Origin of the sequence: Streptomyces sp. SLBN-8D4, from assembly GCF_049739545.1 — a bacterium.
Lineage (GTDB): Bacteria > Actinomycetota > Actinomycetes > Streptomycetales > Streptomycetaceae > Streptomyces > Streptomyces canus_C.
This window is the reverse complement of sequence record NZ_JBMGQC010000001.1, coordinates 9,119,001-9,141,376: the sequence shown is the minus strand read 5'-3', so window position 1 is coordinate 9,141,376 and position 22,376 is coordinate 9,119,001. Positions and strand designations below refer to the sequence as shown.

Genomic DNA, 22,376 nt, shown 5'->3' with positions numbered 1-22,376 from the left:
GCCGGAACTGAGCGGCGCGCCGAGAGGCCGTACAAAGGGGCGCGAGCGGGCTCGCCGATCTGCCTGAGGTGGTGAACGGCACAGGTCACGGGGCTGTGGCAGTCGTTGACGCCCCCTCGGACGCGACCGTAGAAAGGGCCGCATGAGCCTGCCGCAGTTTCCCCTGTCCGGAGTCACGGTGGTCAGCCTGGAGCAGGCCGTGGCCGCGCCCTACGCGACCCGTCAGCTCGCCGACCTCGGTGCCCGGGTGATCAAGGTGGAGCGGCCGGGCGACGGTGACTTCGCCCGCCGCTACGACACGACCGTGCACGGCCACTCCAGCTACTTCGTGTGGCTCAACCGGTCCAAGGAGTCGCTCACCCTGGATCTGAAGGACCCACGCGGCCTGGAGATCCTGAACCAACTCCTCGACGGCGCCGATGTGTTCGTCCAGAACCTGGCTCCGGGCGCGGCCGACCGGCTGGGCCTGGGCGTGGACGTCCTCGCCGAGCGCCGGCCGCGGCTGATCCCGTGCACGATCTCCGGGTACGGCACGGACGGGCCGTGGGCCGACCGCAAGTCGTACGACCTGCTGGTGCAGTGTCAGACGGGCCTGGTGTCGCTGACCGGGACCGCCGAGGAGACCGCGCGGGTCGGGATCTCCGTCGCCGACATCGCGGCCGGGATGTACGCCTACAGCGGCATCCTGACCGCCCTGTACACCCGCGCCACCACCGGGAGGGCCCACGCGGTGGAGGTGTCCCTGTTCGAGGCACTGGCCGAGTGGATGAGTCAGCCGGCCAACTACACCCGCTACGGAGGCAGTCAGCCGCCGCGTCTGGGCACCCAGCACGCCACCATCGCCCCGTACGGCGCCTTCACGGCTGCCGACGGCCACGACGTGCTCTTCTCCATCCAGAACGAACGCGAGTGGATCGTCCTGTGCGCCGATTTCCTACGGCGGCCCGAGCTGGCCGAGGATCCGCGCTTCGCCACCGGCCCGGCCCGGGTCGCCCACCGCGACGAACTCAACGCGGTGGTCGCCGAGCGGATCGCGCGCTCCGACGCCGCGCGGGTCCTGAAGGACCTGGAGGGCATCGGCATCGCCTGCGCCGGGGTCAATGACGTCGCCGCGTTCCTCGACCACCCGGTCCTGGCCGCCCGCGGCCGCTGGCACGAGGTCGCCGTCCCCGGCGGGGCCACGGTGGAGGCCCTGCTGCCCCCGGCCGACCTCGCGGGAATGCCCGCCCGCATGGATCCGGTCCCCGGAGTGGGCGAGCACACCGAGGCGATCCTCACGGAGCTTGGCCGCACCGGCGACGACATCGCGGCGCTGCGTGCCGACGGGGTCGTCTGAACCCCGCAGTCACCAGGGCAGCCGGCCCTTGGCGTCGAAGTAGCCTCCGGTCGGGCCGTCCGGGGCCACCTGTGCCATGCGGACGATGATCTCGGCGCCCTCCGCCACGGTCTGCGTGCCCGTGTTCCCGTTCAGGTCGGTCTTGGTGAAACCCGGCTCCACGGAGTTGATCCGCATGGCCGGGAAGGCCTTCGCGAACTGCACGGTGAGCATGTTGACCGCGGTCTTGGACGTCGGGTAGGCGATGCCCGGGTAGAAGTGCGCGGGGTGGTCCGGGTCGGAGAGGTGGGTCAGCGAGGCCAAACCGCTGCTGACGTTGACCACCACGGGGGCGGCCGAGCGCTGGAGCAGTGGCAGGAACGCGTGCAGGACGCGGACGACACCGAAGACGTTCGTCTCGAAGGTGGTGCGCATCTGGTCGGCGGTGACGGTCGCCGCGACCGGCACGCTGTTGTCCTCGGTCCGTGTCTCGATACCCGCGTTGTTGATCAGGACGTCCAGGCCGCCCGCGGCCTCCAGGGTCTTGGCGGCGGCCTCGACGGAGGCGTCGTCCGTGACGTCGAGCCGCACGAACCGCGCTCCGAGTTCGTCCGCGGCGCGGCGGCCGCGGTCGGCGTCACGGGCGCCGACGTAGACGGTGTGGCCGGCTTCGACGAGCCGGCGGGCGGTCTCGAAGCCGAGGCCCTTGTTCGCTCCGGTGATGAGTGTTGTCGTCATGCCACCCAGATTGCTGTGGCGTGGCGGGGGCAGCCAGAAGACCCTTCTTCCTGGGACTGGCGGTACCAGGCACATCCGCGGCCCACGGTGTTGACTGAGGAGCATGGCGGCAACAGAACTGGGACAGGCGCTGCGACGCTGGCGCGACCGGGTCCCCCCGGACGCGGCCGGACTCCCGTCGGGGGGCCATCGGCGCGCGGCCGGGTTGCGGCGCGAGGAGCTGGCCCTGCTGGCCGGTATCTCGGCCGACTACATCACGCGGCTCGAACAGGGGCGCGCGGCCAACCCGTCCGGGCAGGTCGTCGAGGCGCTGGCCCGGGCGTTGCGGCTCTCGGGGGACGAGCGGACGTACCTCTACGGTCTCGCGGGACTGGTGCCGCCGGGCCCCGACGTCGTGCCCGGCTTCATCACGCCCAGCGTGCAGCGGCTGCTGGACCGGCTGGTCGACACTCCCGTCGCGGTCTCCGACGCGGCCATGACGCTGCTGCTGGCCAACCCGATGTACGCGGCTCTGATGGGTGATCAGTCCGTCCTGCGCGGCTTCGAACGCAACGGCGTGTGGCGCAACTTCACGGGCATGCCGACCCGGGTACGGCACACCCGGGAGGAACGGCTCGCCTTCGAGGCGGGCATGGTCGCCGAACTGCGCGCCACCACCGCCCGCTATCCCGCCGACCGCCAACTCGCTCTGATGGTCACGGAGTTGCGCACCAGGAGCGACAGATTCGCCGAGCTGTGGGACGCCGGGGTGGTGGGCCGTCTCGCCACCTCGCACAAGACGATCGAGCATCCGCAGGCCGGCATGCTCACGCTGGACTGCGACCTGCTCCGGGTGGAGGAGAACGACCTCCACATCCTCGTGTACTCGGCCGAGCCCGGCACCGAGGCCGCCGAGAAGCTGCGGCTGATCTCGGTGCTGGGCACGCAGAGCTTGGTGGAGAGCGGCTAGGCGACTCTCCATTCGTCGTACGTCACCTCGGCCGCCCGCGTTCTCAGTAGCCGTACCGGCTCTTCAGGTGGCGCCAGAAGTCGCGCAGCATCCACTGGTCGAAGTCGGTGATCCGGGTCGCGCTGCCCGCGTTCATCAGGAAGCAGCACTGGCCGGTCGGGGTCCAGTCGTAGAAGTCGTCGAGGCCGAAGGTGTGGCCGACTTCGTGGAGGTAGATGTGGATGTCCTCCTGGGCGAGGGCCCCGGTGAAGTACTCCTGGCCGACGCGCTGGCCCCAGTCGCCGCCTGCGCCGCCCTGGAAGCCCTTGGTCAGCCAGAGCGACTGGTCGTAGTGGCGGGCCGCGCCGCCGGGGCACTTCGCGTAGTTGCCGTCCTGGTGGAAGAAGCGGCCGCAGTCGGGGGCGCACTGCGGGGCGCCGCCGGAGTCGAGGTTCCCGGCGTAGATGTCGACCGAGTTGTCGGTCCATTGCAGGGTCGAGCGGTTCTTCACGGCCCAGCCGACGATGTTGACGGGGACGGTGGTGTACGGCCAGGCGTTGGTGCCGGTGCCGTTGTCGAGCATGGCCGCCGTCCACTTGCCGAACTGCTTCTTCAGCGCGGCGTGGACCTGGTCGCGGAGGGCGGCGCTCACCGGTTGGTCCGACTCCCAGCGGACGCAGTAGTTGACGCTGCCCTTGTTGGCCATGATCTGGTCCCAGCCGTAGTTGCGGAAGCCGTAGAGGTCGGGGTAGGTCGACTCGACGTGCTTCCAGACCTCGTTGAGCGGCTGGACGAGGTTCGCGGGCGGGTTCCAGTTGTCCGCCGCCTGGGCCGGCGTCGCCGAGACTGCGGGCGTGGCGAACACCGCGAGCAGGGCGGCGAGGACGGTGACGAGACGCACGATGCGGGTGCGCATGGAGTGAACTCCCTTCGTGGGGGCGGGATTCACTGTGGGGTCGTCACGGGACCGGCCGGGGTTGCCCCCCGGCCGCACATTGCTCGGAGGCACTGGCCCAGCGCCGCGAGGAGTGCACACCGCCGGGATGCTGCACCGTGAGCACGCGGAGCGCACGGCTCCCTGGGGCACACCCCCTGCGCGGCGCTGCGACACGCCCTCCCCGCTCCTCACCAGCCATGCCGACACTTTCGAGAGCCGAAACGCGAAGGGAATGTGACCCACCCCACGACAGATACGCTCCCGTTTCGATAGCGCCGGGACTAATCTGATCTCAACGAGAACGAAACCGTTTCGTTCAGCATGCTTCTCCGCTGGACGAGGATGGAGCACGCACGCCATGACCAGCGTCCTCATCGCCACCGGCCAGTCACTTCAGCGTGTCGGCCTCCGAATGCTCCTCGAGTCCCAGCCCGACCTGACCGTCGTCGGCGAGGCGGCTCACGGGCCGGAAGCGGTCCGGCTGAGCGCCCTGCTCCGGCCGGACATCGTCCTGCTGGACGGCCGCAGCACCGGCGCGGACACCGTGGAGACCGTCCGCCGCCTCGTCCACGCGCCGGACGGGCACGCACCGCACGTCCTGTTGCTCACCACGAGCGACGACGCCCACCCGTACGGGGCCCTGCGCGCCGGGGCCGCCGGACACCTTCGCGAGGACGCCACCGCCGACGAACTGGTCGCGGCCGTCCGGGTCGTCGCCGCCGGTGACGTCGTCGTCTCCCCCGGACTGGCCCGCGCCCTCATCGACGCCGTCCGCAGCCGGCGCGCCGTCGAGAACTCCGCGCCGGGCAACCGCCTGGACACCCTCACCGGACGCGAGCGCGACGTGCTCACCGCGGTCGCCTCCGGCGACTCCAACGCCGAGATCGCCGACCGGCTCTGCATCGCCCCGACCACCGTGAAGTCCCACGTCAGCAACATCTTGACCAAGATCGGCGCCCGCGGGCGGGTCCAGGCGGTGGTGTTCGCCTACGAGTCAGGACTGGTCCACCCCGCACAGCAGCACGTCCTGCACGCGTGAGCGGTCCCGATCAAGCCGCCGTATAGCCGAGTTGGCGCCTCATGTAGGGCGTCATGAGGGTCTTCGCCTTGGCCAGGGTGCTGGTGCGGCTGCCCAGCACCGCCGTCTCGCCTCCCGGCACCGGCAGCATGGTCACCCCGTCGGCGGGGCCGAAGGGCACGATCAGCGGGGTGCGGTGGAAGGGCCGGTACAGGCGGGGCTCCTTGCGGTGCCGGCCCGAACTGTTCAGGTGCGTGCGGATGTTCCAGGCGGCGAGGTCGGCCTGGGCGAGCGCCGCCGGGGTGATCTTGAGCTCGGTGGCGTCGTTGACGTCGCCTACCGCGAAGACGTCCAGCTGCCCCTCGACCCGCAGCGAGCGGTCGACCTTGACATGCCCGGAGTGGGTCAGCCAGTCGCCGTGTCCGCACAGACGCAGCCAGAGCGTGTTGGGAGTGGTACCCGTGGCCCAGAAGGAGAGGTCCGCGGCGATGACGTCGCCGCGGGCGTCGCGGTAGGTGCCGAAGTCGTTGCCCGGCGACATGAAGGAGTCCAGCCGTACCTCCACGTCGTGGGACTCCAGCCAGGCGCGCGCCTTGCGGCCGGCCCGTTCGCTGCCTGTGCTGCTGAGCAACGCGGGGCCGGAGTGCGCGAGCGTGACCCGGGCGTCCGGCCGGGCCAGCCGGATCTCGGCGGCGAGTTCGACACCGGAGGGCCCGCCGCCGACGACGAGGACGTCTTCCGCGAAGGCGATCTTCTGCTGGTGCTCGGCGAAGGACTTCATCGCCTCCTCAGTGGTGGTCCCGGCGAAGCGGGCCGGTTCCGGGTAGTCGGCGCCGGTCGCGATCACCACCACGTCGTAGGGCAGCCGCGTGCCGTCGGCCAGCACGACCTGTCGCTCGGCGGTGTCGATGCGCAGCACCTTGCCCACGACGACCCGGCCGCGGCTCAGCAGCCGGTCGTACGGGATGAAGGGGGTCGCGCTCCACTCCTTGCGAACTCCCGCCCGCAGGGAGGAGATACGGTGAAAGAAGACCTCCTTGCGGTCCACCAGTGTGACCCGGGCCGTCGAGTCGAGCCGTTTCGCCAGCCGGACGCCCGCATAGCCGCCGCCGATCACCACTACGTCGCCGTCACTCACGCCGAGTCTCCTGAACCGTGGGGGGAGGGAGCGCCATGGCGGACGAGCCGCTCCCCCGAGCACTCGGATGACGGCGAGCGTAACGCTTGAAACATAAAGTTTCGGTTGGGTCGTGTGAGTTTTCCGTGGAGAACGAGAACGTCCTCCTCGGCTCGGCCCTCGGCCCTCGGCCCGGGGTCAGCCGAACTCGTAGTCGAGCCAGATCCGGTGGGTGCCGTCTGCGTCGACCGTGAGGCCTCCGGTGCCGGAGATCCCCGCCAGGTCCCCGGTGCCGCTGGAGGGGACGATCGTGAAGAACTCCGCGGTGCGGTCGCTGCCGGAAGTCGTCGCCGAGTGCGCGAAGTTGAAGGCCCCGGACCGGTCGTGCACCGAGCCCTCGAAGGACTCCATGGCCACATAGGTGCCGACTCCGGACTCCTGGTCGTACGCGGCGGTGAACAGGGTCGCCGAGCGGCCCGAGACCTCGCCCTCGAAGTGCTTCTCGATCGTCGCGACACCGACCGGGAGCCCGGTGGCCACGGCGGGCTCGGGCGTCAGCTCGGTCGGGACGAACGCTTTCACGCTGAATGTTCCGTCGGCTCTCATGGGCCGACCGTACCGACCGGGTCTGACAATGCCCGGCTGCCCGTCCCGTCTACTCCGGCGGGGTCGGCGTGTCGTGGGTGCGGTACATCGCCTGGACGTCCAGTTCCAGCTGGACCGTGGGACCGACCACCGCGATGCCCCGGGCCAGCATCGACCGCCAGTTCAGCGTGAAGTCCTCGCGGTGCAGCTCGGCCGTCGCGAGGGCCGCGCAGCGCAGTTCCTCGCCGTAGCCGCCGTTGACCGTGCCCAGGTAGGTCGTGTCGAGGGCGACCGAGCGGCTCACGCCGTGCATGGTCAGGCTGCCCTGCAGGGTCCACTTGCTGCCGCCCCGGTAGGCGAAGCGGCTGCTGACGAAGTCGATGTGGGGGAAGCGCTCCACGTCGAGGAAGTCGGCGGAACGCAGATGGTTGTCGCGGGTGGTGTTGCCCGTCGTGATGCTGGCGGCGTCGATCCGGACCTGCACCCGGGACTGGGACATGTCCTGCGCGACCTGGATGCCGCCCTCGAAACGCTCGAAGCGGCCGTGGACGTGCGCCATGCCGACGTGCTTGGCGATGAAGCGGATCGCGGTGTGCGGCGGATCGAACAACCAGACGCCGGGCGAGGGCAGTTGGAGCGCCTGCGCCGGCTGGAGCCAGACCCGCTCGGCGGGCGCCCCGCCGCTCGACCCGACCTCGACCGTCTCACGGTGCGGCTGGAGTCCCTCGGCCGCGGCCATCAGGCTGTAGCGGCCGGGCGGCAGTACGGCCACGAAGTAGCCGTAGGGGTCGGTCATGCCGCGGGCCGCGACCCGGTGGGTGTCGAGGGCGGTGACGGTGACGTCCGCGCCCGCCATGGGCGAGCCCATCGGGTCGACGATCTCGCGGGTCACGGCGCCCGCCCCTTCGGGGAGGGGGACGGAGAGGCCCGCCGCCTCGGCAAGGGCAGCCTTGGACCGCCGACGCCTGAGGAGTGCGAGGGCCATGATGTTCACCTTTCCTAGGGGACTTGCTGTTGTGCTGCGGGACTCACGGTCGACGGCCCTCGTAGGCCGCCTGGAGTACCTCCCGCACCCCTTCCGCGGTCACGGGACGCGGGTTGGCGTACGGCTGTCCCGCCACCTGTACGGCCGCCTGAGCCAGGTCGGTCTCCCGGAGCCCGAGTTCGGCGAGGGAGCGCGGGGCGTCCAGGCGTCCGGCCAGCTCCCAGAGGGCTCCTGGCGGGTCGTCGGCATCGAGTGCCCGGCCCAGCGCGGTCAACGCGTCGGGAGCGGCGGGGGCGTTGTACGCGAGCGCGTACGGCAGGACGACCGTGTGCGTCTCGGCGTGCGGCAGCCCGAAGGTGCCGCCCAGGACGTGGCACAGCTTGTGGTGCAGGCCCATCGTCGTCGCCCCGAGGCACGTACCGCACAGCCAGGCCCCGTACAGCGCCCGGCTGCGCGCCTCCAGGTCCCCGGGGTCGACGGCCAGCAGCGGCAGCGCCTCGGCCGTCGCCCGTACGCCGTCCTCGGCCATCAGCGCGATCAGCGGCGAGGTGTCCGGGGCGTAGAGCGCCTCGACCGCGTGCGCGAGGGCGTTGACGCCGCTGGTCACGGTGAGCGGTACCGGCAGGGAGAGGGTCAGTTCGGGGTCGTAGACGACACTGCGGGGCTGGACCCTCGGGTCGCGGCCGGTGCGCTTGGCGCCGCCCTCGGTCAGGCCCCAGACGGGGGTCATCTCGGAGCCCGAGTAGGTCGACGGCACAGCGATCAGCGGCAGTCCGGTGCGCAGGGCGATCGCCTTGCCGAGGCCGATGGAGGAGCCGCCGCCGACCGCGACGACACCGTCGGCCCCGGCCTCGCGGGCCACCGCCACGGCCCGGTCGGCGTCCTCGACGGGTACGTGCATACGCGCTTCGGCGTGCAGCCCCGCGCAGGAGTCGCCGAGCGCGTCCGCCACCGCCCGCGCGACGGCCTCGCCCCGGCTGCCGCACACCACCAGGACCCGCCGCAGGCCGAGGTGTTCGACCTCCGCGGGGGTCGCGGTCACGGCGGCGCCCGGCCGGAACACGACCCGCACGGGACGGCTCTCGTAGCTGAAGTCGCCCATGAACATCATGCGTTCGGCTCCAGTACGAGGTCGAAGCGGGCGTGCCGGAAGGGGCTCGGCATGCCGAACTCCGCGGCAAGGGACGGATCGTCGGTCCTCGCGAAGTCCTGGACCAGGCTCCCCTTCACCGCGAAGACGGCGTCGGAGTCGAGATAGTCGCTGCCCGCGACGAAGATGTGGGTGGTGACGGGGGTGTGGCCCTCGGCGCCGACGATGAAGTGGATGTGCGCGGGCCGGTAGGGGTGCCGGCCGGTCGCGCGCAGCAGGTCACCGACCGGGCCGTCGGTGGGGATCGGGTAGGGCGCCGGGACGCAGGTGCGGAACCAGAAGCGGCCCTCGGCGTCGGCGGTGAACAGTCCGCGTCCGTTGCCCGCGGGCTGAACGTCGGGCTGCTGGACGTCGTAGAAGCCCCGGTCGTCGGCCTGCCAGACGTCGAGGACGGCGCCGGGCAGCGGGGTGCCGTCCGCCGACAGCACCCGGCCGCTGACCACACAGGGCTCGGCGCCGCCCACCAGGTCGATGTCGTCGCCGAGTTCCCGGACGGGCGACTCGGTCATGTGGAAGGGGCCGAGCACGGTGGACTCGGTGGCGCCCTGCACGCGGTCGCCGTTGACGGTCTCGACGAGCATGGACAGTCCGAGGACGTCCGACAGGAGGATGAACTCCTGCCGGGTGTCGGTGCACGTCTGCCCGGTCGCCGTCAGGAAGGCGATCGCCCGCTCCCACTCCTCCTGGGTGAGCCGGGTCTCGCGCACGAAGTCGTGGAGATGACCGATCAGAGAGGCGAGCAGTTCGCGCAGTCGTGGATCGGCGGTCGCGTGGAGGCTCGCGACCGCCTCCTCGGTGACGCTGGTTCCGATCGCGTCGCTGGTCATCCCGGCTCCTCGTGCTCTACGGCGTTCCGCTTCTGCCATGGTCGCGCGTTCTCAGGCGTGACCGAGGATCCGCCGCAGCGCGTCCGAGAGCAGGGCCTCGGCGTCCGGGGCGGCGGTCGCGTGCCGGAAGGCGACGAACCCGTCGGGCCGTACGAGCAGGGCGCCGGCGTCGGAGATCCCGCTCAGGCGCGCCCAGTCGCCGTAGGGGTCCTCGTACCGCTGCCCGGGACCGACGACCACGGTGGCGATCTCGACTTCCTGCGCCTCGGCGGCCCGGATCCAGCCCTCGCCGCCGATGCCGGTCAGCAGGGTGAAGCGGCCCTTTCCGACGGTGTCGAGGGTGGAGAGGGTGCGGGTGCCGGAGGTGAGCCAGGCGTGCGGGATGCGGGCGCCGGGGCGGGAGGTGGGCTGGTGGTGGAGTTCGGGGTCGCGCGCGAAGCTCTCGTCGGGGGTGCCGTCGGGGACGACGGCGTCCGAGGTGTAGCGCTGGTTGAGGTCGACGCCGTGCGCGTTGAACTCGTACACCTTGAAGGCGATGGCCTCGCGCAGCCTGGCCCGCTGCTTCTCGGCGGCCTCGGTGGCGTCCTTGCGGGCGGCGATGTTGGCCCACAGCTGTTCGGGGGTCTGCGGGGAGAGTCCGTCGAGGGCCTCGAAGATCGGGGCTGTCTCGCCGATGGACCGGTTGGCGCGGGTGACGACCTGCTTGCCGACGGGGGCGCGTTCGGCGGTGTAGGTGTCGAGGAGTTTCGGTGCGGCGGTGCCGTCGAGGACGAGCTTCAGCTTCCAGGCGAGGTTGTAGGAGTCCTGGATCGAGGTGTTGGAGCCGAGGCCGTTGGACGGCGGGTGGCGGTGGGTGGCGTCTCCGGCGCAGAAGACACGGCCCACGGAGTAGGTCTCCGCGTACATCTCGTTGACGGTCCAGGCCGAGGACGACTTGATCGTCACGGGGATCTCGTCGTCGCCGACCAGCTGCCGTACGACGGACTCGGCGTACTCGGTGGTCAGGTCGGGGGCGCCCGCCGTGACGTCGTACCCCCACACGATCAGCCACTCGTTCCACGGCCGCACACAGCGCACCAGGCCCGCGCCGATGCCGCCGACGGTCGCGCCCGGGGCGAGGACCCAGTAGAGGGTGGAGGGCCGATGGGCGGTGTACTGGGCGAGATCCGCCTCGAAGACGATGTTGATGCTGCCGGCCACGCCCATCTGGCCGCTCATCGGGAGCCCGGCGTCCTCGGCGACCTTGGAGCGGCCGCCGTCCGCGCCGATCAGGTACTTCGCCCGGATCTCGTACGTGTCCCCGCGCAGCCGGTCCCGCACGGTGACCGTCACGCCGTCGGCGTCCTGGACGTGGGAGAGGTACTCGGTCTGGAAGCGCAGGCTGGTGCCGCGGGCGACGGCCGCGTCGACGAGGACCGGCTCCATGAGGTGCTGCGGCATGTCGCACATGCGGGTGGGACTGGCGAGTTCGTGGGCGGCCTGGACGAGCGGGTCGTTGCCCCACGAGCGCACCCGGCCCAGTTCCTCGCCCGCCAGGCTGGTGCAGAAGGTGGTGTTGCCCATCAGGTGCTGCGGGGTCGCCTGCGCGATGACGTCCTGCTCCACGCCGAGGTCGCGCAGCACCTCCATCGTGCGCTGGTTGGTGATGTGCGCGCGGGGGGTGTCGGCGAGGCTCGCGTAGCGGGTCACGACGATGTTGGGCACGCCGTAGGTGCTCAACGCGAGCGCGGCCGAGGCTCCGGCCGGCCCGCTGCCTACGATCAGGACGTCGGTCTCGACGACGGTGGACACGGGGGCTCCTGGCGGGGGCTCAGAGATGGCGGACGGTATTGATCATGGTGGGGTTCGGCGCGGTGTGGGTGTCTCAAAACGAGTCAATTGGTTGCGTGGGGCAGGCGGCGCGATACGGAACCCGGTTTCCGCGCCGGGCGTGAATCGCCCCGGATACGGGACAGCCGCCCGGGGCGGTCGTTGCCCGTTCAACTGAACCCGCTACGGTGGGTGGGTCGTGACCACCACAGAGCCCTCCCCCGCAGTCCACGCCCGCCCACCGCTGCGAGTGGCGCGCGAGCGCTTCCTGGCCGGGCGCCCGCTGCCCGACGGGGTGCCGGAGGAGGTCCTCGCGGCGTGGCGGCGGGCCCGGTTCTTCGGGGTGCCGCACGACTTGAAGGGGCCCGCCGCCGATCCGCCCCGGCCGGTCGAGTCGGCGCTGCTCGGCGCCGCCCGTCCGGTCCTCGAACGGATCGCCCCCGCGCTGGGCCCCGGCCACTCCGTCCTCCTCCTCACCGACGCGCGGCTGCGCGTGCTGTGGACGTCCGGGAGCACACCCGGGCTCGCCCCGTGCCCGGGACTGTCGGAGCAGGAGGTCGGTCACAACAGCGCGGCCCTCGCCCTGCGCAGCCGGCGCCGTGCCGAGGTGCACGGGCCCGAGCACTTCCTCGACGTGTGGCAGGACGTGTCGGCGGTCAGCGTTCCCGTTCTCGCGCCGAAGAGCGGTCAGGCACTCGGCACCCTCACCGTCGCCTCCCACCTGTGCGGCGGACGCCCGCCCCACCCGCAGGCGGCGCTCGCCGAGGCCGCCGCCGCCGCGGTCGAGGCGGCGCTGCTGGCCCGCGCGGGACGGCCCGAACAGGTGCTTCTGGACGCCTACCTGCGCGCCACGCGAGGAGAGAGCCGGGCGGTGGCCGCGCTGGACGGCCGCAACCGTCTGATCAGTGCGGCGGCGGAGCGGCTGGCGACTCCGGAGGTGCTTCGGGTTCTTGAACGTACGGCCACGGCGGCACGGCACACGGATGCGCCGGCGATCGCCGAGTTGCCCGAAGGCGCGGGGTGCAGCGCCCGGATCGACCTGGTGCGTCAGGAGGGCGCGGTCCTGGGGATCGTGGCCGTCCTGGAGCCGCGGGACGAGGGCACCCCGAGTCCCCGGCCACGCCCGCTGCCCTGTCTGACCGGCTCCTCCCTTCCGTGGCGGTACGCCGTGGAGCGCGCAGCCGAACTGGCCCGCTCCCCCGAACCCGTGCTGCTGACCGGTGAACGAGGGACGGGGAAGGCCGCGCTGGCCAGGGAGTTGCTTGGACCTGGAGACCTTCAGCTGGTCGACGCGGCCGAGGACGGCGGGCTCGAAAGGGACTTGGCGGAATGGGCCGCCGGGAGCCCCCTGGTCCTCCGGCACGCCGAGCGGTTGACGCAGCCCGCCGTGGCCACGCTCAACTCCCTCCTCGAAACGCACCCGGACGCCCGGCTGCTGATCACCCACACCCCGGGGACTGCGCCCGGCCCCTGCCTCCAGCGGCTCCTCGACAAGCTGGCCGCCCGCACGGTCGTACTGCCGCCGCTGCGGGAACGCACCGAGGACATCAGGGAGTTGCTGTCGGCCCTCGCACCACGCCCCGCACCGGGAAGCCCTCCGCTGACCTGGACCCTGGACGCCCTGCGCGCGCTCGAACAGCATCCGTGGCCCGGGAACGTCACCGAACTGGCCCATGTGGTCCAGGCGTTGGCGGAACACCGGCGGGTCTGGGGACCGGTCCGCCGGGCCGAACTCCCGGACAGCGTGCGGGAAGGCCCCGCCGCCCGTCCGCTCAGCCCGATGGAACACGCCGAGCGCGCCGCGATCCTGGAGACCCTGCACCGCCACGGCGGCAACAAGTCCCGCGCGGCGGCGGCACTCGGCATCGGGCGGGCGACGCTGTACCGCAAGCTGCGGGAGTACGCGGGCTGAGCCTCCGGGGTCGACCGTGCTCGACTTCGAGCCGGGGGTCGCCCGCCGTGATCGGCAGGGAGGGCCGCCGCGGTGGTGGACCGCACCCACCCGGTACGGGTACCGGCCGCCTCCGCCGCACACGAGAAAGGCGCTGGCGAACGGCCCCGGTCGGCGGGGCGCCGCGCCCGGCCGGAGCGGTCCTGCATACCGTAGAGGCAGATCACCATCTGCCCGGGAGCGCGCATGACCGGTAGCCGCCGTAAGAGCCCCGGCGACACCTTCGACGCCATCGAGCCCCCTGACGACGCCGAACTGGTCGCCGGGGTGGTGACCGTGACCGCCCTGGTCGAGGTCCTCGGCGTGCTGTCCGGGTCCGAGGTGTGGCTCCTGGGGCTCCTGGTGTTCCTGCCGGGCGCCGCCTCGGCGCTGGGCACGGTCCGGCAGACGACGTTCGTCGCCGTGTGGACGACCGTCGTCGTCACCGCCAGCGTGCTGCTGCGGGACCGCGGCGGGGGCCACTGGCTGGACCGGCTGCTGCTGATCCTGTTCACCGTCGTCCTTGCCGCGACCTCCGTCTACGGATGCCACCGCCGGATCAGACGCGAGGACGCGATGCTGCGCCTGCGCTCCACCGCCGCGGCCATGCAGCGGCACATCCTGCATCCCCTCCCCCTGCTGACCGACGACGTCCTGGTCAACGGCGTGTACGAGCCGCTCCAGGAGGAGCGGCTGGTCGGCGGGGACATCTACGACGTCGTCGACTCGCCCTTCGGGACCCGGGTGCTGATCGGGGACGTGCAGGGCAAGGGGCTCGCCGCGGTGGGCTCCGCGTTCGCCGTCATCGGCGCCTTCCGGGAGGCGGCCCACCGCGAACCCACCCTCACCGCGCTCGTGGACGTCCTGGACGCGGCCGTCGTACGGCACAACTCGTATGCCGCCCACACCGGCGACGACGAACGCTTCGTCACCGCCCTCATCATCTGCGTCGACGCGGAGACCGAGGTGCAGGCCGTCAACTGCGGACACATCCTGCCGCATGTGCTGCACCACGGGACGGTCAGCACGCCCGAACTCGATCCCGGCGTCCCGCTGGGCCTGGCCGAGCTCGCCCACGAGCCCACCACCGTGGGCTGGTTCGACTTCCCCGAGGGCGCGACGCTGCTGCTGAGCACCGACGGCCTGACGGAGACCCGCTCCGACGACGGCACCTTCTACCCCGTGGACGAACGCCTGTCGAAGTACGTCGGCCTCTCCCCCACCGAGCTGCCGCAGGCCCTGCACGAGGACGCCCGCACGTTCGCCGGCCACGGTGGCCCGCACGACGACATCGCCGTCCTGACGGTCCGCCGCTCCCCGCGTCAGTGAGGCCGCTCAGCCGCCTCGCCATGGGCCGGTGACCCCGGCGGGGTGCGCGGCGGCCGTAGCATCGGCTCCATGGACAAGCTTCCGCCGCCGGCCGACGGTTCTCTCGACGAGGAGGCGGACGCGTTCCAGCGACTGCGTCCCCGGCTGTTCGGGATCGCGTACCGGATCCTGGGCAGTGTGTCCGAGGCCGAGGACGTGGTGCAGGACGTGTGGCCGCGGTGGCAGGACACCGACCGGAGCACGGTGCTCAAGCCCGGGGCGTTCCTGGCGAAGATCACCACGCGGCTGGCGATCAACGTGGCCCAGTCGGCGCGGGTGCGCCGGGAGGCGTACGTCGGGCCCTGGCTGCCGGAGCCCGTGGACACCAGTGTGGATCCGCAGGTCGGCGCGGAGCGCGGCGAGGCGCTGGAGCTGGCCGTGCTGCTGGTCCTGGAGAAGCTGAATCCCGTGGAGCGGGCGGCCTATGTGCTGCGGGAGGCGTTCGACTACCCGTACGACGAGATCGCGGGCATCGTGCAGCTGACCCAGGCCAATGTGCGGCAGATCGTCAGCCGGGCACGCAAGCGCCTGTCCGCCGAGCGCCGGGGGCCCGTCGACACGGCGGAGCATCGCCGGCTTCTCGACGCCTTCGTCGCGGCGGCGCAGCACGGTGACGTGGCGGCTCTGGAGAGCGTGCTGTCGGCCGACGTGGTGGCCTACGCGGACGGCAACGGGCTGCGCGGCGTGGCACGCGTGGAGGTGGTGGGCGCGGGCCGGGTGGCCAGGATCAGCGCCTTCGTCGACAAGCTCATCCCGGGGGCCGAGTTCGCCCTCGCCGAGGCCAACGGTCTGCCCAGCCTGCTCATCCGCAAGGACGGGGAGACCGTCGGCCTGTTGAGCGCCACGGTCGGGGCGGACGGCATCGACGGCCTGTACTGGGTGCTGGCGCCGGAGAAGCTCCGGGCGTACGAGCGGTCGTCGGACCGGCTCATACGCCAGGGGCCCTAGCCTCTGTGCGGCCGCCGCGGGGGCGTGTCGTCCGAGCCCTCGGTGGCCGGCCGCCGTCAGCACACTCCTCAGCCGGCAGCCCGGCCCATTCCGGTCAGGAGCGGTGCCTCACTCCCGGGGCCTCGGCGCTGCCGGCCCGCAGACCGAGCCGCCGGAGGTCCTCCTCGGCCCGGTCAGTTCCGCTTGAGCCAGTCCTCGTACCGGGTGGCCGCCGTGTCCACGGTGTCGTCGCCGGTCAGGACGCCGTCCGGGATGCCCGCGAACATGCCGGCGCTCTCGTCGGTGACGACGGAGCGGCCGTCCGGCTTCGCCGCCAGGGTGATCTCAGCGAGCCGGTCCAGGCGGTGGATCTCGGGGCCCGCCTTGAGGCGCAGGCCGTTCGCGGGCTCGCCCAGGGCCGTCTCGGCGACGACGGCGGCGACGTCCGCGGCGGCGATCGGGCGCAGCTGCGTGGAGGGCAGGTGCACCTCCTGGCCCTGGGTGGTCAGGTCCATCACCGGCGCGACGAACTCGAAGAACTGCCCGACCCGCACGATGCTGAAGGGCACGCCGCTCGCGCGCACGGCCTCCTCCTGGGCGACCTTGGCCAGGTAGTAGCCGAGCTCGGGCACCTCGTCGACGCCGATGATGGAGAGCGCCACATGGTGGCGGACACCGGCCTCGCGCTCCGCCGCGGTGAGATTGCGCATGGCGCGGGTGAAGAAGTCGAGGGCGGCCTCCTTCTCGAAGGACGGGGAGTTCGCCACGTCCACGACCACGTCCGCGCCCTTGAGCACCTCCGTCAGGCCCTCCCCCGTGAGGGTGTCGACACCCGTGCTGGGCGCGGCCGCCACGGCCTCGTGACCGCGGTCCTGGAGCAGGTTCACCACCTGTGACCCGATGCGGCCCGTACCTCCGACGACGACGATCTTCATCTCTGTCTCCTTCTTGTGTTCGGGATTCCCCAAGCAGGACAGGACAGCGACGGAATCTGTGACAGTGGGGCGGCATCCGACGTGGACGAAACGACCATCAGTGGGCCGATCTGAACAACCACCCCGGTGCGCCACGTTCTTAGGGGTGGACGCGAGGCGAACCAGAACCGTGAGGCCATCTTGTCGAACACACCGACCGCCACCAGCCGGGGCTGGGGAACCCGCAACTGGCGTGTGGCCAGAAAACTCCAGGCCATCCTCCTCATTCCGGTGATCGTGGCCCTTGTCCTCGGCGGCATACGGGTCAAGCGCTCCGTGGACACCTGGCAGGACGCCGACGACGCGGTCCGCGTGGCCGAACTGGTCCAGGCGGCCAACAAGTACGCCAGCGACGCCATCGACGAGCGCGATGTGTCGGTCATCCCCCTGGTCAAGGGCGACCGGACGTCGAGCGTGGTCGCGAAGGCCCGCGCGGTCACCGACACGGACGCCAGGACGTTCAACGAGGCGGTGCAGCGGATGCCGCAGACCGCCGGGCTGCTGCGCCGGGTCGAACTCGTCCGCATCGGCGAGAAGCAGCTCGCGTCCGTGCGCGCGAACGCCTTCACCTCCCGGCTGACCGGCGTGCAGACCGAGGAGAGCTACCACGCCGTCCAGCACCCGCTGATGGAGCTCTCCAACGAGCTCGGCTACGGCAGCAGCAACCAGGCGAGCTTCGGCCGCACCCTGTACGCCGCTTCCCTCACCCAGGCCGCCGAGTCCCTGATCCGGGCGATCGGCACCCACCTCCTGGTCGAGGACCGCGGCAAGCTCGCCCCGGGCGAACTCCAGGCCCAGCTCGGCTCGTTCAGTTCCTACGTCTATCTCGAACAGGTCGCGCTCCAGGAGTACGCCGGCGCCGGCACCGCCGGGGACATGACCCGGCTGCGCAAGGCGCTGTCCGACGCGGAGAAGCTGGGCAGGGAGCAGGCCGCCGAGGCCCGGACGCAGGCCGAGGCGGCGGGGAGGACCTTCGTGGCCCCGCCGAGCCTGGAGAAGATGGCCGCCGAGATCGCCTCGGGCAAGTCGGCGGCGCAGCTCGCCGCGCAGGGCATCACACCCGAGGCGTTCTTCGCCGCCTCCACCCTCAGCTTCGACGCGTACCGCGGTGTCGAGGTGAACCTCACCGACAGTGCGCTGGCGGACGCCCACAGCATCGCCGACGGCGCCCGCAACGACGCCGTCCTCAACGCCGCCCTGGTACTGGCCGCGGTCCTCGCCGCGTTCCTGCTCGCCGCCTGGGTGGCCCGGACGATGAGCAGCAGCATGCGCCGGCTGAGCGCCTCGGCCCACGAGATCGCCCAGCAGCGTCTTCCCGCGCTGCTCACCCAGCTCACCCGGGCCATCCCCGGACGGGTCGACGCCCAGGTCGCGACGATCCCGATCACCACCACGGACGAGATCGGCGAGGTCGCCCGCGCCTTCGACCATGTGCACCGCGAGGCCGTCAGGCTCGCCGCCGAACAGGCCCTGCTGCGCGCCAACATCAACACGATCTTCAGCAACCTGGCCCGCCGCAACCAGTCGCTGATCGAGCGTCAACTCGCCCTGATCACCGAGCTGGAGGGCAAGGAGGCCGACCCGGACCAGCTGGAGAACCTCTTCAAGATGGACCACCTCGCCACCCGCGTGCGCCGCAACGGCGAGAACCTGCTGGTGCTGGGCGGCGAGACCCCCGCGCAGCAGTGGGACCAGCCACTCCCCCTGGTCGACGTGATCCGCGCCGCGGCCTCGGAGGTCGAGCAGTACGAGCGGGTCGAGCTGTCGGGTGTCCCGGAAGCCGAGATCCACGGCCGCGCGGTGACCGACCTGGTGCACCTGCTGGCCGAACTCCTGGAGAACGCGACGACGTTCTCGCCGCCGCAGTCCTGGGTCCGGGTCACCGCGGCGCGGCTGCCCGACGGCCGGATCATGGTCGAGATCCACGACCGGGGCATCGGGCTGCCGCCGGAGGAGCTGGCCGACATCAACCACCACCTGGCCGAGCCGCCCACCGTGGACGCGGCGATCTCCCAGCGCATGGGCCTGTACGTGGTCGGCCGGCTCGCGGACCGGCACGGCATCCGCGTCCAGCTGCGCCCGTCCGAGGAGGGACAGGGCACGACGGCTCTGGCGATGCTCCCGGACACGATCACCTATCGAGGAACGGGAACGGAGTCCGACGTCGACACGATGGCCCTGGCCGCCTACGCGGACACCGGCTTCCCCGAGGGCACCGCCCACGGGTACGAGGCCTGGAACGACAGGTGAAGGAACCCCTGCGCCGGTAATCGCCTGGCGGAACCGGCTCGGGAAGACCGATGTGCGCGTCACGGGCTGGGCTTCGGCGGCGGTCCGCTCGGCGGGCTCTTCGCACCACTGGACGACGAGACGGCTGCGGGCGCCCTGGAGGCGGCCCGGGACAGCGGGATCCGCTACCACGGCGGCGTTCGGCGCGCAGATCCCGGCACAGCTGTGGGACGACCTGCGGGGCGAGGGACTCCTGGACGAGCGGGCCGGCCCGTGACGGGGCTGGACCGGCCACCACGACACCTCCACGGTTCCGGAGATGCCGGGCCGCGGATCCGCCCTCCTGGCAGGATGGCCGGCATGGAACGTGTGCTTGGAATCGGCGGATACTTCCTCAGGGCTGCCGACCCCGTGGCCCTGAGCGCGTGGTACCGCGACCAGCTGGGCCTGGAGGCCGACGAGAACGGCCTGTGGGAGCAGGAACCCGGGCCCACGGTGTTCGCGGCGTTCGAGTCCGCGACCGACTACTTCGGGTCCCGCACCCAGCAGACCATGCTCAACTTCCGGGTCCGCGACCTGGAGGCGATGCTCGCGCAGTTGCGCGCAGGCGGAGCCGACGTGGCCGAGGAGACGCAGGACATGGAGGGTGTCGGCCGGTTCGGCTGGGTCACCGATCCGGAGGGCAACCGCGTCGAGTTGTGGCAGCCCGCCGACTGACCGGCCGAAGCCCCGCCTCTCCGGGGCGGGACGGACGAGGCACCGGCTCGGATCTCAGCCGGTGTACCGGATCCGGAAGCGGCCGGGTTCCGCCGGATCCCGGTCGACGACCTGGACCGGCGCCCGGTCCCACTGCCAGACACTGATGCCGGGCCTGCGGGAGAACCGGATCCGCCCGCGGGTGCCCTCGACTGCGACGCGCGGCCAGGCGGCGATGTCCGCCCGGTCCGTCCCGTGCGAACGCAGCACGTCGGCGAGGACGGCGATCGTGTCGTAACCCTCGAAGGCCACGAAGGAGGGTTCTGCGGCCAGCCGCTCGCGCAGGGCCGCCTCGACCCGCGCACCGAGAGGGCCCAGACGCTCGGGCAGATAGCGCAGGAACGGGATCGCGGCACCGTCGTCGCCCAGCGCCCTCGCCCATGCGTCGAACTCGGGCTGCCCGGCCGGCGCGCCCACCAGGATCTCGGCGAGGCGCTGGTCACGGCGGACGGACCTGACGAGCGACACGGCCGGTTCGGGGAAGCCGGCCAGGAGCAGAAGGGCCGTCGCACGCTGGTCGACGAGTTGCTCGCACACGGCCTCGGGGGTGAGTGCCCGGGCATCGAGTTCGATGAGGGTGCCGCCGCGTGGAGCGAGGTGGTCCCGCAGGACGCGGGCCCCCGCCCCCCAGTAGACGCTCGGTTCGGCCGCCACGGCGATACGGCTGTGGCCCGCCCGGAGGAGGAAGTCCGCGTAGACCTGCCAGCCGTGGGACTGCGGCGGAGGGAGTCGCGCCACCCATTCCGTCGGCCGTTCGGTCAGCGCGTCGAGAACCGCCGACGAACAGAGGAACGGCAGGCCGAGGGCGTCGGCCCTGGCGGCCGCGGCGCGGGCGACGACACTGTGATACTCGCCCGCCATCGCGGCCACGCCCAGCTGAGCCAGTTCGTCCACGGCCGCCGCGGCCCGCTGCGGATCGGCCGCGGTGTCCCGGACGAGCAGTTCGAGCGGTCTTCCGCCGATCCCGCCGGCCTCGTTGACCTCACCGACGCCCAGTTCCAGACCGGCGAGCAGGTGCCGGCCCGCCTCGACCCAACCGGGCCGCGTCAGCGGAACGAGAACGCCGATCCGAACCGGCCGGGCCGCACTCACCTTGGTGATCATGCCGGACATTGCATCCGTCACTCTCGCCCACGGGCAACCCATTTGACGCTCACTCGTCGTCCGGGAACTCCCCCGCGAACGCCCCGGCCATCCGCAGCCAAGTCTCCGCCTCCTCGGGACGGCCCAGTCGTTGCAGGGTGCGTCCCAGCATCAGGTGGGCGTAGTGCTCCACCGGATCGCGCTCGACGATCACCCGCAACTGGTCCTCCGCACGGCGCAGTTGTGCGGAGTGGTAGTAGGCGCGCGCCAGCAGCAGCCGGGGGCCGGTCTGTTCCGGGGCTTCCTCGACGACCTGGGCCAGGAGCTTCGCGGCACCGCTGTAGTCCCGCGCCTCGAACAGCAGCCCGGCCCGCTCCCAGCGCTCGACGGTGGTCTCCTCGTGCGGCACGCCGACGCCGTCGTCGAAGAGGTGCAGCGCGCTCGCCCAGCGGTCGGGCGCCACCCCGCCGGTCGCCGGGTACGCGTTGAACTGGTCGGTCATGATTCCTCCCTCTCCCGGACGCGTCCTCACGCGGGCCGGAGTGCGGTCAGTGGCTGTTCGAACGGTCAGAGCGCCGGTTCGGCGGTCGCGGCCCGCTCCGCCTCGCGGGCGGCGAGCAGGGAGGCGTGGGTGGGGGCGCCGGGCACATCGGCCGGCCGGTGCCTGGCGAACTCCTCGCGAAGCACCGGTACGACCTCCTCGCCCAGCAGGTCGATCTGCTCCAACGCGGTCTTCAGCGGGATGCCACCGCCGTCCACCACGAACAGCTGGCGCTGGTAGTCACCGGCGTACGCACGGAAGGACAGGGTCTTCTCGATGACCTGGTCCGGTGTGCCGACGGTGAGCGGGGTCTGTCGCATGTACTCCTCCATCGAGATCCCGCCTCCCATCACCGGTGAGTGGTCGAAGACCGGGCGGAACTCCCGGACGGCGTCCTGCGAGTTGTGGCGCATGTAGACCTGGCCGCCGAGGCCGACGACGGCCTGCTCGGGGGTGCCGTGGCCGTAGTGCGCGTACCGCTCCCGGTACAGGTCGATCAGCTTCCCGGTGTGCTCCTTGGGCCAGAAGATGTTGTTGTGGAAGAACCCGTCGCCGTAGTAGGCGGCCTGCTCGGCGATCTCCGGCGAGCGGATGGAGCCGTGCCAGACGAACGGCGGTACGCCGTCCAGCGGCCGGGGCGTCGAGGTGAAGCCCTGGAGCGGCGTACGGAACTTGCCCTCCCAGTTCACGACGTCCTCGCGCCACAGCCGGCGCAGCAGGGCGTAGTTCTCGACGGCGAGACCGACGCCGTCGCGGATGTCCTTGCCGAACCAGGGGTAGACCGGGCCGGTGTTCCCGCGGCCCATCATCAGGTCGACGCGCCCGTCGGCCAGGTGCTGGAGCATCGCGTAGTCCTCGGCGATCTTCACCGGGTCGTTCGTGGTGATCAGCGTGGTGGACGTCGAGAGGATGACGCGTTCGGTGCGCGCGGCGATGTACCCGAGCAGGGTGGTCGGCGACGAGGGCACGAACGGCCGGTTGTGGTGCTCACCGGTCGCGAACACGTCGAGCCCGACCTCCTCGGCCTTCTGCGCGATCGCGGTCATCGCCTTGATCCGCTCGCGCTCGGTCGGGGTGCGACCCGTGTTCGGGTCGGTGGCCACGTCCCCGACGGTGAAGATGCCGAACTGCATCGCCCTCAGCCCCTCTGTCGGTTGAT

Annotated in this window: 20 protein-coding genes; 8 read left to right on the top strand and 12 right to left on the bottom strand. The window is 71.7% G+C overall.

What is annotated here, in order from left to right; all coding sequences use genetic code 11:
• The first annotated feature begins 142 nt into the window (after positions 1-142).
• The gene (locus RKD20_RS41420; RefSeq protein WP_424882214.1) at positions 143-1,336 is read left to right on the top strand and encodes a CaiB/BaiF CoA transferase family protein; all 1,194 of its coding nucleotides are present in this window, start codon (positions 143-145) and stop codon (positions 1,334-1,336) included.
• Between the two features lie 9 nt (positions 1,337-1,345).
• On the opposite strand, the gene RKD20_RS41415 is transcribed toward RKD20_RS41420, so the two are convergent.
• Complete coding sequence (locus RKD20_RS41415; RefSeq protein WP_424882213.1) at positions 1,346-2,053, bottom strand: SDR family oxidoreductase; 708 nt, start codon at positions 2,051-2,053, stop codon at positions 1,346-1,348.
• 103 nt (positions 2,054-2,156) lie between these two features.
• On the opposite strand from RKD20_RS41415, the gene RKD20_RS41410 reads away from it, so the two are divergent.
• The gene (locus RKD20_RS41410) at positions 2,157-3,002 is read left to right on the top strand and encodes a helix-turn-helix transcriptional regulator (RefSeq protein ID WP_424882212.1); all 846 of its coding nucleotides are present in this window, start codon (positions 2,157-2,159) and stop codon (positions 3,000-3,002) included.
• Between the two features lie 43 nt (positions 3,003-3,045).
• On the opposite strand, the gene RKD20_RS41405 is transcribed toward RKD20_RS41410, so the two are convergent.
• A complete protein-coding gene (locus RKD20_RS41405; protein ID WP_424882211.1) occupies positions 3,046-3,897 on the bottom strand; it encodes a hypothetical protein in 852 nt (283 codons plus the stop codon).
• A 379-nt stretch (positions 3,898-4,276) separates the two neighbouring features.
• Between RKD20_RS41405 and RKD20_RS41400 the strand changes: the two genes are divergently transcribed.
• Entirely contained in the window at positions 4,277-4,957 is a 681-nt protein-coding gene (locus RKD20_RS41400; RefSeq protein ID WP_424882210.1) for a LuxR C-terminal-related transcriptional regulator, read from the top strand.
• 10 nt (positions 4,958-4,967) lie between these two features.
• Here the strand turns inward: RKD20_RS41400 and RKD20_RS41395 are convergent, their stop codons facing one another.
• From RKD20_RS41395 to RKD20_RS41370, 6 genes are all read right to left on the bottom strand, one after another.
• The gene (locus tag RKD20_RS41395) at positions 4,968-6,074 is read right to left on the bottom strand and encodes an NAD(P)/FAD-dependent oxidoreductase (RefSeq protein WP_424882209.1); all 1,107 of its coding nucleotides are present in this window, start codon (positions 6,072-6,074) and stop codon (positions 4,968-4,970) included.
• Between the two features lie 177 nt (positions 6,075-6,251).
• A complete protein-coding gene (locus tag RKD20_RS41390; RefSeq protein WP_424882208.1) occupies positions 6,252-6,659 on the bottom strand; it encodes a DUF3224 domain-containing protein in 408 nt (135 codons plus the stop codon).
• Between the two features lie 49 nt (positions 6,660-6,708).
• Entirely contained in the window at positions 6,709-7,623 is a 915-nt protein-coding gene (locus RKD20_RS41385) for a YceI family protein (RefSeq protein WP_424882207.1), read from the bottom strand.
• A gap of 43 nt (positions 7,624-7,666) precedes the next feature.
• The gene (locus RKD20_RS41380) at positions 7,667-8,734 is read right to left on the bottom strand and encodes a maleylacetate reductase (protein WP_424882206.1); all 1,068 of its coding nucleotides are present in this window, start codon (positions 8,732-8,734) and stop codon (positions 7,667-7,669) included.
• Entirely contained in the window at positions 8,731-9,600 is an 870-nt protein-coding gene (locus tag RKD20_RS41375; protein ID WP_424882205.1) for an intradiol ring-cleavage dioxygenase, read from the bottom strand. Before RKD20_RS41375 ends, RKD20_RS41380 begins: the two co-directional genes overlap by 4 nt.
• Before the next feature lie 51 nt (positions 9,601-9,651).
• The gene (locus RKD20_RS41370) at positions 9,652-11,391 is read right to left on the bottom strand and encodes an FAD-dependent oxidoreductase (protein WP_424882204.1); all 1,740 of its coding nucleotides are present in this window, start codon (positions 11,389-11,391) and stop codon (positions 9,652-9,654) included.
• A gap of 217 nt (positions 11,392-11,608) precedes the next feature.
• Between RKD20_RS41370 and RKD20_RS41365 the strand changes: the two genes are divergently transcribed.
• The 3 genes from RKD20_RS41365 to sigJ all read left to right on the top strand — a co-directional run bounded on the left by RKD20_RS41365 (position 11,609) and on the right by sigJ (position 15,655).
• Entirely contained in the window at positions 11,609-13,321 is a 1,713-nt protein-coding gene (locus RKD20_RS41365) for a sigma-54-dependent Fis family transcriptional regulator (protein ID WP_424882203.1), read from the top strand.
• A gap of 225 nt (positions 13,322-13,546) precedes the next feature.
• Entirely contained in the window at positions 13,547-14,668 is a 1,122-nt protein-coding gene (locus tag RKD20_RS41360) for a PP2C family protein-serine/threonine phosphatase (RefSeq protein WP_424882202.1), read from the top strand.
• Between the two features lie 69 nt (positions 14,669-14,737).
• The gene (gene sigJ, locus RKD20_RS41355; RefSeq protein WP_424882201.1) at positions 14,738-15,655 is read left to right on the top strand and encodes an RNA polymerase sigma factor SigJ; all 918 of its coding nucleotides are present in this window, start codon (positions 14,738-14,740) and stop codon (positions 15,653-15,655) included.
• A gap of 173 nt (positions 15,656-15,828) precedes the next feature.
• Here the strand turns inward: sigJ and RKD20_RS41350 are convergent, their stop codons facing one another.
• Positions 15,829-16,569, bottom strand: a complete 741-nt coding sequence (locus RKD20_RS41350) for an SDR family oxidoreductase (protein ID WP_424882200.1) — start codon at positions 16,567-16,569, stop codon at positions 15,829-15,831.
• 180 nt (positions 16,570-16,749) lie between these two features.
• Between RKD20_RS41350 and RKD20_RS41345 the strand changes: the two genes are divergently transcribed.
• Together RKD20_RS41345 and RKD20_RS41340 are read left to right on the top strand one after the other, a co-directional pair.
• On the top strand, positions 16,750-18,858 hold the full coding sequence (locus RKD20_RS41345; protein ID WP_424882199.1) for a nitrate- and nitrite sensing domain-containing protein: 2,109 nt from the start codon (positions 16,750-16,752) through the stop codon (positions 18,856-18,858).
• 339 nt (positions 18,859-19,197) lie between these two features.
• A complete protein-coding gene (locus RKD20_RS41340) occupies positions 19,198-19,554 on the top strand; it encodes a VOC family protein (protein WP_028807592.1) in 357 nt (118 codons plus the stop codon).
• Between the two features lie 54 nt (positions 19,555-19,608).
• Here the strand turns inward: RKD20_RS41340 and RKD20_RS41335 are convergent, their stop codons facing one another.
• From RKD20_RS41335 to RKD20_RS41325, 3 genes are all read right to left on the bottom strand, one after another.
• Positions 19,609-20,706 (bottom strand): ABC transporter substrate-binding protein, encoded by a 1,098-nt coding sequence (locus tag RKD20_RS41335; RefSeq protein WP_424882198.1) that lies wholly within the window; start codon positions 20,704-20,706, stop codon positions 19,609-19,611.
• A 40-nt stretch (positions 20,707-20,746) separates the two neighbouring features.
• A complete protein-coding gene (locus RKD20_RS41330) occupies positions 20,747-21,178 on the bottom strand; it encodes a tetratricopeptide repeat protein (RefSeq protein WP_424882197.1) in 432 nt (143 codons plus the stop codon).
• 65 nt (positions 21,179-21,243) lie between these two features.
• Positions 21,244-22,350: an LLM class flavin-dependent oxidoreductase gene (locus RKD20_RS41325; protein ID WP_424882196.1), complete on the bottom strand. Its 1,107-nt coding sequence runs from the start codon at positions 22,348-22,350 to the stop codon at positions 21,244-21,246.
• Positions 22,351-22,376 lie beyond the last annotated feature (26 nt).

Excerpts from the sequence above, each read along its gene's own strand:
- RKD20_RS41420 (WP_424882214.1), top strand. The coding sequence starts at position 143 with ATGAGCCTGCCGCAGTTTCCCCTGTCCGGAGTCACGGTGGTCAGCCTG.
- RKD20_RS41415 (WP_424882213.1), bottom strand. The coding sequence starts at position 2,053 with ATGACGACAACACTCATCACCGGAGCGAACAAGGGCCTCGGCTTCGAG.
- RKD20_RS41410 (WP_424882212.1), top strand. The coding sequence starts at position 2,157 with ATGGCGGCAACAGAACTGGGACAGGCGCTGCGACGCTGGCGCGACCGG.
- RKD20_RS41405 (WP_424882211.1), bottom strand. The coding sequence starts at position 3,897 with ATGCGCACCCGCATCGTGCGTCTCGTCACCGTCCTCGCCGCCCTGCTC.
- RKD20_RS41400 (WP_424882210.1), top strand. The coding sequence starts at position 4,277 with ATGACCAGCGTCCTCATCGCCACCGGCCAGTCACTTCAGCGTGTCGGC.
- RKD20_RS41390 (WP_424882208.1), bottom strand. The coding sequence starts at position 6,659 with ATGAGAGCCGACGGAACATTCAGCGTGAAAGCGTTCGTCCCGACCGAG.
- RKD20_RS41385 (WP_424882207.1), bottom strand. The coding sequence starts at position 7,623 with ATGGCCCTCGCACTCCTCAGGCGTCGGCGGTCCAAGGCTGCCCTTGCC.
- RKD20_RS41380 (WP_424882206.1), bottom strand. The coding sequence starts at position 8,734 with ATGATGTTCATGGGCGACTTCAGCTACGAGAGCCGTCCCGTGCGGGTC.
- RKD20_RS41375 (WP_424882205.1), bottom strand. The coding sequence starts at position 9,600 with ATGACCAGCGACGCGATCGGAACCAGCGTCACCGAGGAGGCGGTCGCG.
- RKD20_RS41360 (WP_424882202.1), top strand. The coding sequence starts at position 13,547 with ATGACCGGTAGCCGCCGTAAGAGCCCCGGCGACACCTTCGACGCCATC.
- sigJ (WP_424882201.1), top strand. The coding sequence starts at position 14,738 with ATGGACAAGCTTCCGCCGCCGGCCGACGGTTCTCTCGACGAGGAGGCG.
- RKD20_RS41350 (WP_424882200.1), bottom strand. The coding sequence starts at position 16,569 with ATGAAGATCGTCGTCGTCGGAGGTACGGGCCGCATCGGGTCACAGGTG.
- RKD20_RS41340 (WP_028807592.1), top strand. The coding sequence starts at position 19,198 with ATGGAACGTGTGCTTGGAATCGGCGGATACTTCCTCAGGGCTGCCGAC.
- RKD20_RS41335 (WP_424882198.1), bottom strand. The coding sequence starts at position 20,706 with ATGTCCGGCATGATCACCAAGGTGAGTGCGGCCCGGCCGGTTCGGATC.
- RKD20_RS41330 (WP_424882197.1), bottom strand. The coding sequence starts at position 21,178 with ATGACCGACCAGTTCAACGCGTACCCGGCGACCGGCGGGGTGGCGCCC.
- RKD20_RS41325 (WP_424882196.1), bottom strand. The coding sequence starts at position 22,350 with ATGCAGTTCGGCATCTTCACCGTCGGGGACGTGGCCACCGACCCGAAC.